18 protein-coding genes are annotated in these 15,090 nt (G+C 41.2%); 1 reads left to right on the forward strand and 17 read right to left on the reverse strand.

Annotation, left to right across the window (positions count from 1 at the left end; all coding sequences use genetic code 11):
- Positions 1–14: 14 nt before the first annotated feature.
- On the forward strand, positions 15–506 hold the full coding sequence (locus N745_RS0110655) for a hypothetical protein (protein WP_024852113.1): 492 nt from the start codon (positions 15–17) through the stop codon (positions 504–506).
- Between the two features lie 7 nt (positions 507–513).
- On the opposite strand, the gene ubiA is transcribed toward N745_RS0110655, so the two are convergent.
- The 17 genes from ubiA to mnmG all read right to left on the reverse strand — a co-directional run bounded on the left by ubiA (position 514) and on the right by mnmG (position 14,931).
- Positions 514–1,383 (reverse strand): 4-hydroxybenzoate octaprenyltransferase, encoded by an 870-nt coding sequence (gene ubiA / locus N745_RS0110660; RefSeq protein WP_024852114.1) that lies wholly within the window; start codon positions 1,381–1,383, stop codon positions 514–516.
- A gap of 2 nt (positions 1,384–1,385) precedes the next feature.
- A complete protein-coding gene (locus tag N745_RS0110665) occupies positions 1,386–1,658 on the reverse strand; it encodes a hypothetical protein (RefSeq protein WP_024852115.1) in 273 nt (90 codons plus the stop codon).
- A gap of 38 nt (positions 1,659–1,696) precedes the next feature.
- Positions 1,697–3,070, reverse strand: coding sequence for a bifunctional UDP-N-acetylglucosamine diphosphorylase/glucosamine-1-phosphate N-acetyltransferase GlmU (glmU, locus tag N745_RS0110670; protein WP_024852116.1), 1,374 nt, complete (start codon positions 3,068–3,070; stop codon positions 1,697–1,699).
- A 122-nt stretch (positions 3,071–3,192) separates the two neighbouring features.
- Positions 3,193–3,627, reverse strand: coding sequence for a F0F1 ATP synthase subunit epsilon (locus N745_RS0110675; RefSeq protein ID WP_024852117.1), 435 nt, complete (start codon positions 3,625–3,627; stop codon positions 3,193–3,195).
- Between the two features lie 6 nt (positions 3,628–3,633).
- Positions 3,634–5,016 (reverse strand): F0F1 ATP synthase subunit beta, encoded by a 1,383-nt coding sequence (gene atpD, locus N745_RS0110680; RefSeq protein ID WP_024852118.1) that lies wholly within the window; start codon positions 5,014–5,016, stop codon positions 3,634–3,636.
- 29 nt (positions 5,017–5,045) lie between these two features.
- On the reverse strand, positions 5,046–5,909 hold the full coding sequence (atpG, locus tag N745_RS0110685; RefSeq protein WP_024852119.1) for a F0F1 ATP synthase subunit gamma: 864 nt from the start codon (positions 5,907–5,909) through the stop codon (positions 5,046–5,048).
- 10 nt (positions 5,910–5,919) lie between these two features.
- Positions 5,920–7,461, reverse strand: coding sequence for a F0F1 ATP synthase subunit alpha (atpA, locus tag N745_RS0110690; RefSeq protein ID WP_024852120.1), 1,542 nt, complete (start codon positions 7,459–7,461; stop codon positions 5,920–5,922).
- Between the two features lie 15 nt (positions 7,462–7,476).
- On the reverse strand, positions 7,477–8,013 hold the full coding sequence (locus tag N745_RS0110695; RefSeq protein ID WP_024852121.1) for a F0F1 ATP synthase subunit delta: 537 nt from the start codon (positions 8,011–8,013) through the stop codon (positions 7,477–7,479).
- A 10-nt stretch (positions 8,014–8,023) separates the two neighbouring features.
- The gene (locus tag N745_RS0110700) at positions 8,024–8,494 is read right to left on the reverse strand and encodes a F0F1 ATP synthase subunit B (protein WP_024852122.1); all 471 of its coding nucleotides are present in this window, start codon (positions 8,492–8,494) and stop codon (positions 8,024–8,026) included.
- A gap of 54 nt (positions 8,495–8,548) precedes the next feature.
- Positions 8,549–8,833, reverse strand: coding sequence for a F0F1 ATP synthase subunit C (gene atpE, locus N745_RS0110705; protein ID WP_024852123.1), 285 nt, complete (start codon positions 8,831–8,833; stop codon positions 8,549–8,551).
- Between the two features lie 133 nt (positions 8,834–8,966).
- Positions 8,967–9,782 carry a F0F1 ATP synthase subunit A gene (gene atpB / locus N745_RS0110710; RefSeq protein ID WP_024852124.1) on the reverse strand — a complete coding sequence of 272 codons (816 nt, stop codon included), beginning with the start codon at positions 9,780–9,782 and terminating at the stop codon, positions 8,967–8,969.
- A gap of 11 nt (positions 9,783–9,793) precedes the next feature.
- A complete protein-coding gene (locus N745_RS0110715) occupies positions 9,794–10,159 on the reverse strand; it encodes an ATP synthase subunit I (protein WP_024852125.1) in 366 nt (121 codons plus the stop codon).
- Positions 10,149–10,460 carry an AtpZ/AtpI family protein gene (locus N745_RS0110720; protein ID WP_024852126.1) on the reverse strand — a complete coding sequence of 104 codons (312 nt, stop codon included), beginning with the start codon at positions 10,458–10,460 and terminating at the stop codon, positions 10,149–10,151. Before N745_RS0110720 ends, N745_RS0110715 begins: the two co-directional genes overlap by 11 nt.
- A gap of 212 nt (positions 10,461–10,672) precedes the next feature.
- Positions 10,673–11,536 carry a ParB/RepB/Spo0J family partition protein gene (locus tag N745_RS0110725; protein ID WP_024852127.1) on the reverse strand — a complete coding sequence of 288 codons (864 nt, stop codon included), beginning with the start codon at positions 11,534–11,536 and terminating at the stop codon, positions 10,673–10,675.
- A 31-nt stretch (positions 11,537–11,567) separates the two neighbouring features.
- Positions 11,568–12,335: a ParA family protein gene (locus tag N745_RS0110730; RefSeq protein WP_024852128.1), complete on the reverse strand. Its 768-nt coding sequence runs from the start codon at positions 12,333–12,335 to the stop codon at positions 11,568–11,570.
- 6 nt (positions 12,336–12,341) lie between these two features.
- A complete protein-coding gene (gene rsmG, locus N745_RS0110735) occupies positions 12,342–12,971 on the reverse strand; it encodes a 16S rRNA (guanine(527)-N(7))-methyltransferase RsmG (RefSeq protein WP_024852129.1) in 630 nt (209 codons plus the stop codon).
- 22 nt (positions 12,972–12,993) lie between these two features.
- Positions 12,994–14,931, reverse strand: a complete 1,938-nt coding sequence (gene mnmG, locus N745_RS0110740) for a tRNA uridine-5-carboxymethylaminomethyl(34) synthesis enzyme MnmG (protein ID WP_096761362.1) — start codon at positions 14,929–14,931, stop codon at positions 12,994–12,996.
- Positions 14,932–15,090: the final 159 nt, after the last annotated feature.

A 15,090-nucleotide genomic window follows, 5' to 3' on the forward strand; every position in this document is an offset into this window, starting at 1 on the left:
TCAGCAATTGAAATATGTCCAGTCAAATTAAACAAATACAAGCACACTACCTTCCTATAGAAGATAGGATTTTGCTAAAAATTCATACTGACGAAAAGCAGGTTTTCCATGCTTGGTTAACTCGCCGCTATCTGAAATTACTGCTCCCCGTCTTGCAAGGGCAACACCCTCAGACAGGCGAAGCCATTTTTGACACAAGCCAGAATTCAGTTGAAGGCAACCCATCTGAGGAGCCTCAATTTGATCAGGCTTATCAACCACCAGAATCTGCTGATTTTCCTTTGGGGGAAGCACCAATTTTACTCAGCAGAATGACTTTTAAAGGGTTTGATACTGATTTTGCAGAGCTTATTTTAGAGCCTGAAGAAGGTTCAGGAATCTCTTTAAGCTACCAGCCCAAGTTTATTAAAGCCCTACTCACGATCATCCAACAAACCATTGAAACTGCCGATTGGCAATTTGATAGTTTTATTCATCAATCTCCAGAAAGTGGCGTTTTGCAATAACCACCTGTTACAACTGCCACTTATCAAATAAACTCCCCAGTAACAGTACTAAACCAATCCAATGATTATTTAAAAAGGCTTGAAACGCATACTTAGGTTCATTACGAGCTAAAAGTCGTTGGTGGTACAAAAACAAGCCCAAAACAGCTAATAGTGCTGCATGATAACCAACTGCTAAATGAAATAAATTACCTATCCACACAAGTAAAACAAACATTACAAGTTGAAAGAAACCTATCCAAAAGCGAACATGCTCACCAAACAATATTGCCGTTGATTTAATCCCTATTTTAAGGTCATCTTCTTTATCGGTTATCGCATAGGCGGTATCGTAAATCAACGCCCAAACCATAACAGTCAAAAATACTATCCAGCTTTGCCAAGGTACATCATTTTGTACTGCCGCAAATGCCATAGGAATCGCCCAAGCAAATGCAGCACCTAGAAATGCTTGTGGCCAATAAGTATGACGCTTCATAAAGGGATAAAGTGTTGCCAGAATGAGTGCGCCAATGGATAAAACAATCGTTAGTTGATTAAGTAATAAAACAAGCCCAAGCGCAATGATACAAAGTATGGCAAAAAAGATTAAAGCTTGTTTTTCCGTAATTAATCCGGCAGCTAAAGGTCGATTACAGGTTCGCTCTACGTGACCATCAAAGTGTCTATCTGCATAATCATTAATAATACAACCAGCGGAACGCATGACGAATGCGCCCAAAGTAAAAATTAGAATCAAACTTAATGAAGGAAGATGTTCTGCTGCCAAAACCAATGCCCATAACGCAGGCCATAACACTAAATAGGTGCCAATTGGCCGGTCTAAGCGTGTTAGCTGAATAAAAATTATCCATGTTTGCTTTGACAATAAATTCATTTTCACCAGCCACTTAATAAGTTATCCATCAATGGTTTTGCTGCAGTATTCATTTCTAAGTGTGAGGCTTGAACCCCCTGATTCTCGGAGAAGTGTAGCCATACTTCTGCCTCTTTACTTTCTCCCTCTGAGGTTGGTAATCGCCAATGCATAATATAAGCCCACCCAATAAATTCACTTTGACCACCATCTTGAGAAATCATTTCCCACAGATTGTCTCTCATAAGCTTTTGAAAATCATCCGCTTGTGATGGCAAAATTTCTCGATATATCATCAACGCCCCTTTATTGGCTTACCCCAGCCTGGCAGATTTTAGTGTTTTTCTTTTTTTGTCGGCTTTTGCCAACCTTTGATGGTTAACTGCTTTGAACGAGAAAGTGTCAATTCATCTGCGGGTGCCGTTTTGGTAATGGTTGATCCAGCACCAATGGTTGCACCACGTTCAACTTCCACAGGAGCAACCAGTTGAGAAGCTGAGCCAACAAATACATTATCACCAATTTTGGTTTGATATTTATTAACACCATCATAGTTACAAGTAATAGTGCCTGCGCCGATATTACAGTTTTCACCCATCACAGTATCGCCTACATAGCTCAAATGATTGACCTTTGAACCAGTGCCGATGACTGCTTTTTTGGTTTCAACAAAATTGCCTATTTTGACTTTTTCAGACAGAACGGTTCCTGGACGGATGCGAGCATAAGGTCCAATCACACAATTGGCACCAATTTCTGCTTCATCCAAATGGGAAAATGCTTCAACGACTGTATTGTCTGCCAAACTGCAATCTTTGATAATGCAGTTAGCACCAATTTTAACGCCATCACCTAAAGTAACTTTACCTTCAAAAACAACGTTCACATCGATTTCGACATCTTGACCGACTTCAAGCTCACCACGTATATCAACACGATTAACATCTATTAAAGTAACGCCTTTTTCCATTAGTTCATTAGCTAATGCAGCTTGATACTGTCTTTCTAAATCCTGTAATTGTTGCTTATTATTAACACCCAAAACTTCCATTAAGCTTGCGGGTTGTGCGGTTTCTACGAAAAAACCATCCTCAACACACATAGCAATAATATCTGTTAGGTAATATTCCCCTTGAGCATTCTCATTAGATAACTGACCTAACCATTTTTTTAGTGACTGCCCTTTGGACGCCATAATACCGGTGTTGATCTCCTTAATATGTTTTTGCTCATTATTTGCATCTTTTTCTTCAACTATCGCAGTTACTTGCTGTTTTGTATTTCGCACAATACGACCATAACCGGTTGCATCTTCCAGCTTAGTGGTTAGTAATGCCAAAGGGTGTTCCTGGCTCAGTTGGCTCAACAGGCCTTGTAAAGTTTCTACTCGTGTCAAAGGCACATCACCATACAAAATCAATACATCATCTTCATCCTGTATCAAGTCAACCGCTTGCTGAACCGCATGTCCTGTTCCAAGCTGTGATTCTTGCATAACAAAATGTAAATGTTCAGACTGGATTTGTTTTTGAACGTCTTCTGCGCCATGTCCTATTACAGCAAGTATATCTGAGGCACCTAACTTTTCTGCTGTTGCTATCACGTGTGAAAGCAAAGGACGCTTTGCTAATGGTTGTAAAACTTTTGGTAAACTTGAACGCATTCGGGTGCCCTTGCCTGCAGCAAGGATAACGACTTTCAGCGACATAGACTTTCCTATAATAAGAGGAGGTTAAAATTAAGTAAGTCTATTATACAGAATGTATGTTGAGGGTTTATATCAGGTATAAAAAAAGCGCCTTGCGGCGCTTTCTTAACAAAGATTAACGATTAAGCCAACCCAGTTTTATGCAGACGATCACGCAATTTGCTAAGCGTCTGAATTTGTGCAACTGCTTCTGCTAATTCAACTTGAGCTCGAGCAACATCGGTATCCGATTTTGCTTGATCCATAGCTTCCAGAGCACGACGTTTTGCTTCTTCAGCAGATGCTTGGTCAAGATCTTCAGCACGAATAGCTGTATCAGCTAAAACAGTTACTACTGAAGGTTGAATTTCGACGATACCACTGTTGATGTAGAAAATATCTTCTTCATCACCACTGATAACACGAACTTGTCCAGGCTTTAACGCACTTAAAAACTGGGTATGGTGAGGCATAATACCGACCTCACCATCGGCAGCCTGTGCGAATACCATTTCAGCCTTACCGGAAAAAAGGGATCCTTCTGCACTAACAATATCTACTTGCATTGAGACTGCCATAATATATTAACCTTCGTATTTTTTCGCTTTCTCTAAAACTTCATCGATGTCACCAGCATACATAAATGCCTGCTCTGCAACATGATCCAACTCACCGCTGATAATCATTTTGAATCCACGGATTGTTTCTTTTAGAGATACATAACGTCCATCTTCACCAGTGAACACTTTCGCTACGAAGTAAGGCTGAGAGAAGAAGCGTTGCATCTTACGAGCACGTGCAACAGTAGCACGGTCTTCTTCAGAAAGCTCATCCATACCAAGAATCGCGATGATGTCTTTAAGTTCTTTGTAACGTTGAAGCGTTTGTTGAACACCACGTGCAACATCATAATGCTCTTGACCAACAACTTGTGGGTCTAGCTGACGTGAAGTTGAATCTAGTGGATCGATAGCAGGATAAATACCTGTTTCAGCAATCGCACGGTTCAATACAACTGTCGCGTCTAAGTGAGCAAATGTTGTAGCAGGTGCAGGGTCAGTCAAGTCATCCGCTGGAACGTAAACTGCTTGGATCGAAGTGATCGAACCAGTTTTCGTTGAAGTGATACGCTCCTGAATCATCCCCATCTCTTCACCAAGAGTTGGCTGATAACCTACCGCAGATGGCATACGACCAAGCAATGCAGATACTTCTGTACCAGCAAGCGTGTAACGGTAGATGTTATCTACGAAGAACAGAATATCACGACCTTCATCACGGAAGTACTCAGCCATTGTTAAACCAGTCAAAGCAACACGTAAACGGTTACCTGGTGGCTCATTCATCTGACCATAAACAAGAGCAACTTTATCAAGTACTCCAGACTCTTCCATTTCGTAATAGAAATCGTTACCTTCACGAGTACGCTCACCTACACCAGCAAATACTGAGTAACCTGAGTGCTCGATCGCGATGTTACGAATCAATTCCATCATGTTAACGGTTTTACCAACACCGGCACCACCGAATAGACCAACTTTACCACCCTTAGCGAATGGACAGATCAAATCGATAACTTTAACACCCGTTTCTAGAAGCTCTTGTGAAGCAGCTAGTTCATCAAACTTAGGTGCACGACGGTGAATTGTGTTTTTCTCTTCTGCGTCCACAGGACCCGCATTATCAATTGGGTTACCAAGAACATCGAAGATACGACCTAGTGTTGCTTTACCTACTGGAACAGAAATCGCTTCGCCAGTATTTGTTACAGCCATACCACGCTTTAAACCGTCAGATGAACCCATTGCGATTGCACGCACTTGGTTATCACCGATTTGTTGCTGAACTTCTAGAGTTAACCCTAGCTCTTCAACTTTCAAAGCGTCATAGATTTTTGGTAAATCAGCACCTTTAAACTCGACGTCAATAACCGCGCCGATTATTTGTACTATTTTTCCACTCATAATCTTTAACCTTTTATTGAAATCCTTCAAACTTAAACAGCGGATGAACCAGCAACAATTTCTGACAATTCTTGCGTGATTGCAGCCTGACGAGCTTTGTTGTAAGCCAGCTTCAATTCACTGATCATCTCACCCGCATTATCGGTTGCATTCTTCATTGCAATCATACGAGCACCTTGCTCACATGCTGCATTCTCAACAACCGCACCATACACAGTACTTTCAACATAACGACGCATTAATAAATCAAGTGCCGTTTTTGCATCAGGCTCATATAAATAATCCCAATGCGTTTCTTTTGCTGAATCATCAGATTGAATTGGAACCAGTTTTTCAATGGTTGGATTTTGAGCCATAGTGTTAACGAATTCGTTTGAAGCCAAATAAACTTCATCGATTTCGCCATCATCATAACGATCCAGTACCACTTTAATGGTTCCGACCAAATCTTCAATATGAGGGGCATCTCCAAGATCGGCAACGGTTGCAACAACATTTCCACCGTATGAACGGAAGAATGACTGTGCTTTACCACCAACCAAGGCTAGTTCTACTTCAACCCCTGTTTCTTGCCAGTTTTTTAATACTGGTAAGGCTTTGCGGAATAAGTTTGAATTTAAACCACCACATAAACCACGATCAGAAGAGATCATAATCAGCGCGACGCGTTTTACGTTTTCACGTGGCTGAGTATAAGGATGCTTATACTCAGGGTGAGCGCCAGAGACATGATCAATCACTCTCTTCACTTTTTCAACGTATGGCTTTGTAGCTTCCATGCGAGCTTGCGCTTTACGCATTTTAGAAGCCGCCACCATTTCCATGGCTTTGGTGATTTTCTTGGTATTTGTTACGGAAGCAATTTTTGCCCGTATTTCTTTACTACCGCCTGCCATGGACTACCCCTTAATAAACGCCGTTTGCTTTAAAAGCTTCAATACAAGCTTTTACACCTGCAATGATGTCGTCGTTCCAGTCGCCTTTTTCATTAATCTTAGCGGCTAGGTCAGCATGTTCAGAGTTCAAAGAAGCGTGTAACGCTGCTTCAAAATCTAATACTTTTTCAACTTCAACATCATCTAAGTAGCCTTCGTTTGCTGCGTAAAGAGAAGTAGCCATTTCAGCGATAGTCAATGGAGCATATTGCTTTTGCTTCATCAATTCTGTAACACGCTTACCACGCTCTAACTGAGCTTTCGTCGCAGAATCTAGATCAGATGCAAACTGAGCAAATGCTGCCAATTCACGGTACTGAGCTAGGTCTAGACGAATACCACCACCTAATTTCTTAATCGCTTTAGTTTGAGCTGCACCACCAACACGTGATACTGACAAACCAGCGTTAACAGCAGGACGGATACCTTGAGTAAACAAACCTGTTTCAAGGAAGATCTGACCATCTGTGATCGAAATTACGTTAGTTGGAACGAAAGCAGATACGTCACCTGCTTGGGTTTCAATAATAGGTAGAGCAGTCAATGAACCAGTCTTACCTTTTACTTCACCGTTAGTGAATTTTTCAACATAATCCGCGCTAACACGAGCTGCACGCTCAAGTAGGCGTGAATGTAGGTAGAATACATCACCAGGGAAAGCTTCACGTCCAGGAGGACGACGTAATAACAGTGATACTTGACGATAAGCTTGCGCCTGCTTAGTTAGATCATCATAGATGATCAACGCATCTTCACCACGGTCACGATAGTATTCACCCATCGCACAACCTGCATATGCAGCCATGTATTGAAGAGCAGCTGGATCAGAAGCATTAGCCGCAACGATAACAGTGTTATCCATCGCACCCATTTCTTCTAGCTTACGTCTAACGTTGTTTACGGTTGAAGCTTTTTGCCCCATTGCAACGTAAACACATTTAACACCAGTGTTTTTCTGAGAAATAATTGCGTCAACTGCGATTGCAGTTTTACCAGTTTGACGGTCACCGATAATCAACTCACGTTGACCACGACCAACAGGAATCATTGAGTCAATAGACTTGATACCAGTCATCATAGGTTGATCAACTGATTGACGATCGATTACACCTGGAGCAATACGCTCGATAGGTGAAGTTACTTTAGTATCGATAGCACCTTTACCATCAATTGGACGACCCAATGCATCGACAACGCGACCTAGCATTTCTGGTCCAACTGGTACTTCAAGAATACGACCAGTACAAGTAACCTTTTGACCTTCTGAGATGTGTTCAAATTCACCTAGTACAACAACACCAACTGAGTCACGCTCAAGGTTAAGTGCCATACCGAAAGTGTTTTCGTCAAATTGAACCATCTCACCATACATTACATCTGATACGCCGTGAATAAGCGCGATACCGTCAGCAATGCTAACGACCGTACCTTCACTGCCAGACTCAGCTGCGCCGTCAAAACCTTTAATACGATCTTTGATCAGGCTGCTAATTTCAGAGGCATTCAATTGCATGTGTGTTCCTCTCCATTATTGGGCGATTGCTGCGCCAAGTTTGTTTAACTGCGATAGTGCTGAGCCATCAATAGCCCAGTCACCGACGATGATTTTAATGCCGGCGATCAATGAAGAATCTTCTTCATAATTGATTTCGACCTCAGCATCAAACTTAGCATTTAAAGCAGCACTTAATTTCTTTTTCTGCTCTACCGTTGCTGCACGTGCTGAAATAACGGTTGCTCTCACTTTCTTTTCTTCTTCAGCTTTCATGTTTTCAAAAAGCTCTGAAACAAAAGTAAGTGCTTGCAAACGTTTGTTTTCAAACATCACAGACAATAAGTTATCTAGCTCTTTATCCTGGCTTCCTTTTAAAACAGCTTTGAACACATCAGAAATTTGCTCATCACTTGCTTCAGGGTTTGCCATAAAAGCTTGCATTGCTTCATCAGAAACAATAGCTGATAGATTAGTCAAAGTTTCTGACCAAGCATCTAACTTACTTTCTTCTTTTGCAACCGCAAAAATAGCTTCTGCATACGGTCTAGCAATTGTCATTAATTCTGCCATAGAGTCGTCCTTAGATTGATTTAACTAAGGCTTCAAGCATGTCGTTGTGGGTTGCAGCATTAACTTCTTTCTTAAGAATTTTCTCTGCACCTTCAACCACTAGGCCAGACACTTCTTTACGAAGGTCTTCTCTAGCACGACTTACTTCTTGCTCTAATTCTGCTTGGGCGGCAGCTTTAATACGGTCAGCTTCTTCAGCAGCTTTTACTTTCGCATCTTCTACGATTTCAGAACCACGTTTTTCAGCTTGACTTAGTACGTTTTGAGCTTGAGATTTAGCATCTTTCAGAATTTCTTTTGCCTTCTGTTCTGCTAACTCAAGTTCATGCTTACCTTTCTCAGCAGCAGAAAGACCATCAGCAATTTTCTTCTGACGATCTTCCATTAACTTTGAAAGCGGCCCCCACAGCACTTTGTTCACAAACCAAATCAATAGCACAAATGCAATAATTTGGATGAGAAGCGTTGCGTTAATACTCACGGTGGTTACCTCGCCATTCGTTATTTAAAAATATGGGTAATGAAAAACTATGGATTAAGCACCCAAAGCAGCTTTCATTGCACCAACGAATGGGTTAGCAAACAAGAACCACATAGCAAATGCAAGGATGATGAATGGGAAAGACTCCATCAAACCAGCAAAAATAAACATGTTAGTCATTAGCGCAGGACGCATTTCTGGTTGACGTGCGATACCCTCTAGTGTCTTAGAACAAATAAGACCCCAGCCGATTGCTGAACCTAGACCAGCAGCAGCCAAGATAACACCAACACCAATTGCCGTAGCAGCATAAATGTCCGCAATAAATTGAGCTTCCATTTAGTTTACTCCTTAAAGTTAAAGTTAATAGTTAAAGTTAAAAAGCTTTTTACCTATTGATTTGACAGGCAGGTTGCTTAAACCTTTTAAGAGACTTAAGTGCAGCCTCTATATTCCTTTCATTGTTTATTTATTAATGGTCGTCTTCGTGCGCCATGCCTAAGTAAACAATTGTTAGCACCATAAAGATAAAGGCTTGTAACGTGATAACCAATAAGTGGAATATCAACCAACCTAAATCCAATATAGCTTGTAACGGTGCCCAGAATAAAGCAGCAGCACCAACTGCCAAAGTTCCACCGATCAAAGCGATCAATAGGAATACGAGTTCCCCTGCAAACATGTTACCGAACAAACGCAGTGCAAGAGAAAGTGGCTTAGACACTTCTTCAATCAACGTCATGACGATGTTTACAGGAACAAAAAACTTACCGAATGGGTGGAATAGGAACATTTTAATGAATCCTAAAATTCCCTTTACTTTGATGTTATAGAAAATAATCAAAGCAAAAACGGTGAATGACATAGCCAATGTGGTGTTCAAGTCAGTTGTAGGTACAACTTTTAGGTGGGCATGAGCATCACCTGTCACCAACTGGTATAAATAAGGTAGTAAATCAACAGGAATCAAATCCATGAAGTTCATTAACCAAACCCAAAGGAAAATGGTTAATGCAAGTGGCGCAATCAAAGGATTGTGGCCAGGGAAAGCATCTCTAACATTAGTTGCTACGAAATCCAAAAGACTTTCAACAAAGTTTTGGAATCCGCCGGGTCTGCCGGTTTCTAATCTTCTTCCAAGGCGTGCTGCTACAAAAACAATCAACGCACCCAACAATAAGCTCACAACGATGGTATCGATATTAAATGTCCAAAACCCTTCACCAATATGATTATTGGTCAAATGGTGCTGGATATACTCGACAGTACCCATTTTTTCAGTACTCAAGGTCTTTCTCCTTAGTCAGTCAAACGCCGCTTGCCTTTCAAATTGAACATCTGACCAGCCTGCATTAACACAAAAGTTAACACGACCGCCATTGGATCAAGTTTCAAGAGCGACAGCCCCAATACAAATAACACAGCCAGTAGAACAAATCTAATGACTGCACTTAGATATAAAATCAATATGCCACTTTTCGGATCCTCGGCCGCTTTCTCGTTTGCACGTTGAAACGTCAATCCAAGTAAAATTACGTTTACCAATCCGATAAACAACCCATAAAGTGCGGAAGCCCACAAGCCAAAAAACGCAAATACAGCTAACAAAATCAATCCAATTATGCCTTGTACCTTCAAGGATTGAGAAAGACTTCTATTTTGCATTTTTATCCTGATCTTCCGTATCTGTAGCACCTGCTTCTTTATCTTTTGCAGGCAACTCCAATAAATCCATTTTGCTAAGCAATTTGTGTATTTTTAAAATTCCACCAATAAAGCCCAATACACCGCAACTCAACAAGAACAACGGCGTTGTATTGAACAACTGGTCAAAAAAATAGCCCACTAAAAAGCCAGCAACAATCATGCTGGTAAACACTGAACCGGCACTCATTAGCAAAAAATTTAACGCAGGTTTCTTTTTTGAGGAAGACGATTCTTCTACTCTTTTTTCAGGTATTTTCACGTTAAATTTTTAACTCAAAATTATGTGTTTAGGCTTTAAAAAAACCAAATCAAAACGGCTTGAAATAATAGCTTTTTCTATAACTAAAATCTAGTGGTAATCAAACTATTTTTATGACACCACTATATATAGTAATATCATCTATTTACAGCACTAAATGTGCTCAAACAACCCTCAACGTCATTAATAATGTTTATCTTTTCGCACCAAACTTAGCTTAAATGCTCTAACAAACGTTGTAATTCTTCTTCTGAGCTAAAGATCAGCTCGATTTTCCCTTTTCCGTTAACACTGTGATTAATCTTAACTTTGGTCGCCATTTTTTCGGCAATCTGCTCTTGTTTTTCAAGATAATGAGCCGCTAACTCAGGTTTTTTAGCCTTTTTCAAATTCTTTGGAACTAGAATAGCTTGAACAGCCTGCTCCATATCACGAACTGTCCAGTTTTTAGAAATAGATTTTTGCGCAAGCTCTAACTGAAGATTTTCTGGCAAAGTAATAATGGCTCGAGCATGGCCCATAGTCAAATCACCTTTGTGCAACCATTCCTGAACTTTTTCTGGAAGCTTCAACAATCTTAAAAGATTGGTCACCGCAGTTCTAGAACGACCCACCGCATCAGCCACGGCTTGCTGAGTCAAATCAAACTCTTTCATTAAACGCTTCAAACCCAATGCAGTTTCAATCGGGTTCAAATCTTCACGCTGTATATTCTCAATCAGCGCCATTGCGAGCGTAGCTTGGTTGTCAGCTTGACGAATAACAACAGGAACAGAAGTTAATCCTGCTATTCTCGCTGCACGCCAACGTCTTTCTCCAGCAATAATTTCATAAGTATCATCTTCATCTGAAGCTTTAACCACTATCGGCTGAACAATGCCTTGCAAGCGAATTGAGTCAGCAAGCTCTGACAAAGCTTCCTGATCAAAATTATATCTCGGCTGATAAACACCAGGTTTAAGGTGATCTATGGATACTTTTTCAATGCGCAAATCCGACACATTAGACTCTGCTTTCTGCTTCGCGCCGTAAAGTGCACGAACACCCCCTAGACCCATACCTCTTTTCTTTGCCATTTCTCTGTCCGCTTCAGTTAGTAAACTTCAATTAAATTTTGGTTTTTCGAATCAACTCATTTGCTAGCGCCAAATAAGCTATTGCGCCATTCGAGGAAATATCATAATCCAATATTGATTCACCATGGCTAGGTGCCTCAGCCAACCGCACATTTCTTGGAATAATGGTTTGCAGCACTTTCATACCAAAATGCGACACTAATTCATTAGATACATCGTTCGCAAGGTTATTACGTCTATCATGCATGGTTCTCAGCAAACCATCGATATGCAGATCTGGATTCAAATCTTGCTGCACTGCCTCAATAGTATCCATTAAGGCAGATAAACCTTCTAATGCAAAAAACTCGCATTGCACTGGCACCACAATACCGTCCGCTGTTGTCAGTGCGTTCAAGGTCAACATATTCAACGTAGGCGGACAATCGATGATAATAGCGTCATACTGATCAACGGCCTTCTTTAACGCTTTTCGTAAACGCTTAGGCCCTTTATTTTCTTCAATCAATGCAACTTCAGCTGCCGTTAATTCACTATTGGAACCAATTAAATCCAGCCCTTCTATTTCAGTAGAGATAATGACATCTTTGGCTTTAACATCGCCGATCAAAAGGTCATAAGCTGACACTTCGAGTTCGTCTTTATCAATCCCTATGGCAACCGTCGCATTACCTTGCGGGTCCATATCAACCAGCAAAACCTTTTTCTTCATTCTTGCTAATGCCGCTGCAAGATTGACACTTGTAGTCGTTTTTCCAACGCCGCCTTTTTGGTTAGCAATAGCAATGATTCGGCTCATAATTGATTAGACACTCTGAATTTTCTGCACTTGAATTAGGGTTCTTTCTGCTTGCAAATGGGGTACTTGCAATTCAAAAACTTGCATTATTCTAGCAAAATTAGGCAATTGCGCTAGCTCATCTTGCGTTTTCTGAGATTTCATTGCCCACCAACAACCATTATCTTTTACTAAATGCTTTGTCCAAAACAACATATCATCTAATGAAGCAAAGGCACGAGAAACCACCCCATCATACAAATGTTCCGGTTGATAATCCTCAACCCTCATATGAAATATCTGAGTATTTTGTAAATCCAACTCTGCTTTTGCCTGAATAAGAAAACGGGTTTTTTTACTGTTACTGTCCAATAAATCGATTTGTCTTTCTGGAAATAAAATTGCCAAAGGAATACCTGGCAAACCTCCGCCAGTTCCTACATCAATCAAACGTTCACTATCAATAAATGGTGCCACTGCAAGACTATCCAGCAAATGTTTCACAAACATTTCTTCTTCATCACGAATCGCAGTCAAGTTATACACTTTATTCCACTTACGCAACAGTGCCAAATAGTCGACCAATTTCTGCCAGGCTGGGGGGTTAGGTTCCAAACCCCATTGCTCAAAAGCTTCTTCTAACTGGTCAAAATACATTAAAACTGAATTCCTTTACTTTTTAGGCGACCGTTTTAGATGCCTGACGGTGCTTTTTAATATAAATAAGTAAAATCGAAATGGCTGCTGGCGTAATACCTGAAATACGCGATGCCATGCCAATGGTTTCTGGTTTATGGTCGCGGATTTTTTGCTTCACCTCATTCGACAATCCAGAAACTTTATCCAAATCCAAGTCCTCAGGAATTTTCACTTCTTCAGAACGACGTAATTTTTCAATATCGATTTTTTGGCGCTCAATATAACCAGAATACTTCGCTTCAATCTCAATTTGCTCAACCACTTGTGGATCATCAATTGATTCACCAAACATTTCTAACGTCGCTAGCGAGTCATAACGTACATTTGGGCGCTTCAACAATTCGAATAACGTTTGCTCTTTACTTAACGGCAAATCCATCAATTCTTCTGCTTTCTTCGCTTCAGCATGATTAGGGTAAATCCAGCTTTGTTTCAAACGCTCGATCTCCTTATCCATGGTTTCCATTTTTTGCTCAAATGCAGCCCAACGGGTATCGTCTATCAACCCAAAAGCTCGACCGATTTCTGTCAAACGCTGATCTGCATTATCCTCACGCAACATCAAACGATACTCTGCACGGGAAGTAAACATACGGTAAGGCTCATTAGTACCAAGCGTAATTAAGTCATCCACCAACACGCCCATATAAGCTTCATCTCGTCGAGGTGACCATTGATCTTGTTCTTGCGCGGCACGAGCAGCATTCATTCCCGCCAACAACCCTTGTGCTGCCGCTTCTTCATAGCCCGTGGTGCCGTTGATTTGACCAGCAAAGAACAAACCTTCAATTGCACGAGATTCCAAAGTAGGCTTTAATCCTCTCGGATCAAAGTAATCGTATTCAATCGCATAACCTGGGCGTAAAATTCTCGCTTGCTCCATCCCCTTCATCGAACGCACTATCTGCAATTGTGTCTCAAAAGGCAAACTAGTCGAAATACCATTAGGATAAAGTTCAATAGAAGTTAAGCCTTCTGGCTCTATAAAGACCTGATGACGATCTTTATCGGCAAAGCGCATCACCTTATCTTCAATGGATGGGCAGTAACGCGGCCCTATACTATCAATTTCACCTGCATCAGAATACATAGGAGATTGATCCAAGGAGTTGCGAATTACGTCATGAGTCTGTTCATTGGTATAGGTAATGTAGCAAGGCATTTGTTTAGGGTGCATATCACGCGATCCCATAAAAGAAAAAACAGGCGTAGGTTCATCGCCAGGCTGTATTTGCATCGCATCAAAATCAACACTACGCGCATCAATTCTTGGCGGCGTTCCTGTTTTTAAGCGCCCAACTGGCAAATCTAACTCTCGAAGCTTAGCTGCCAAACGGTTAGCAGGCTCATCTCCAGCACGGCCACCTTCGTAGTTTTGTAGACCAATATGAATTTTACCAGCCAAGAAAGTGCCTACCGTCAATACCACTTGAGGCGCATAGAAGCGCAATCCCATTTTGGTTTCAACGCCCACCACTCTATCGCCTTCGGTCAGCATATCCTCAACAGGCTGTTGAAACAGATAGAGGTTCGGCTGATTCTCCAGCACAGTACGAATCGCTTGGCGATAAAGCACGCGATCAGCTTGTGCTCTTGTCGCACGTACAGCAGGGCCTTTAGAAGCATTTAAGGTTCTAAACTGGATGCCCGACTTATCAATTGCTAACGCCATAGCACCGCCCAAAGCATCCACTTCTTTCACCAGATGCCCTTTTCCAATACCGCCAATCGCCGGATTGCAGGACATTTGCCCAAGCGTATCAATATTATGGGTCAGCAATAGGGTCTTCACCCCCATTCTTGCCGAGGCCAATGCTGCTTCAGTACCTGCGTGACCACCGCCTACAACGATAACGTCATAGTGTGTCATATCCTGATCTATCGAACGATTCAATGTGCTTCCTTTTTGCTCGCCCATCACCTATTTCCAGACTATCTCAACCATCCCAGGGTAGAACCAGGGGTTAAAATCAACAAATTAGTAATAAAAACAGTTAATTATAACATATTCGACATTAAGCATTTTTCAGAAAAAAACTTATCATTGCCGAAAAGGTGGACGATAATAAACACTAAT

The sequence above is a fragment of the Hydrogenovibrio kuenenii DSM 12350 genome, assembly GCF_000526715.1.
Taxonomy (GTDB): Bacteria; Pseudomonadota; Gammaproteobacteria; order Thiomicrospirales; family Thiomicrospiraceae; genus Hydrogenovibrio; species Hydrogenovibrio kuenenii.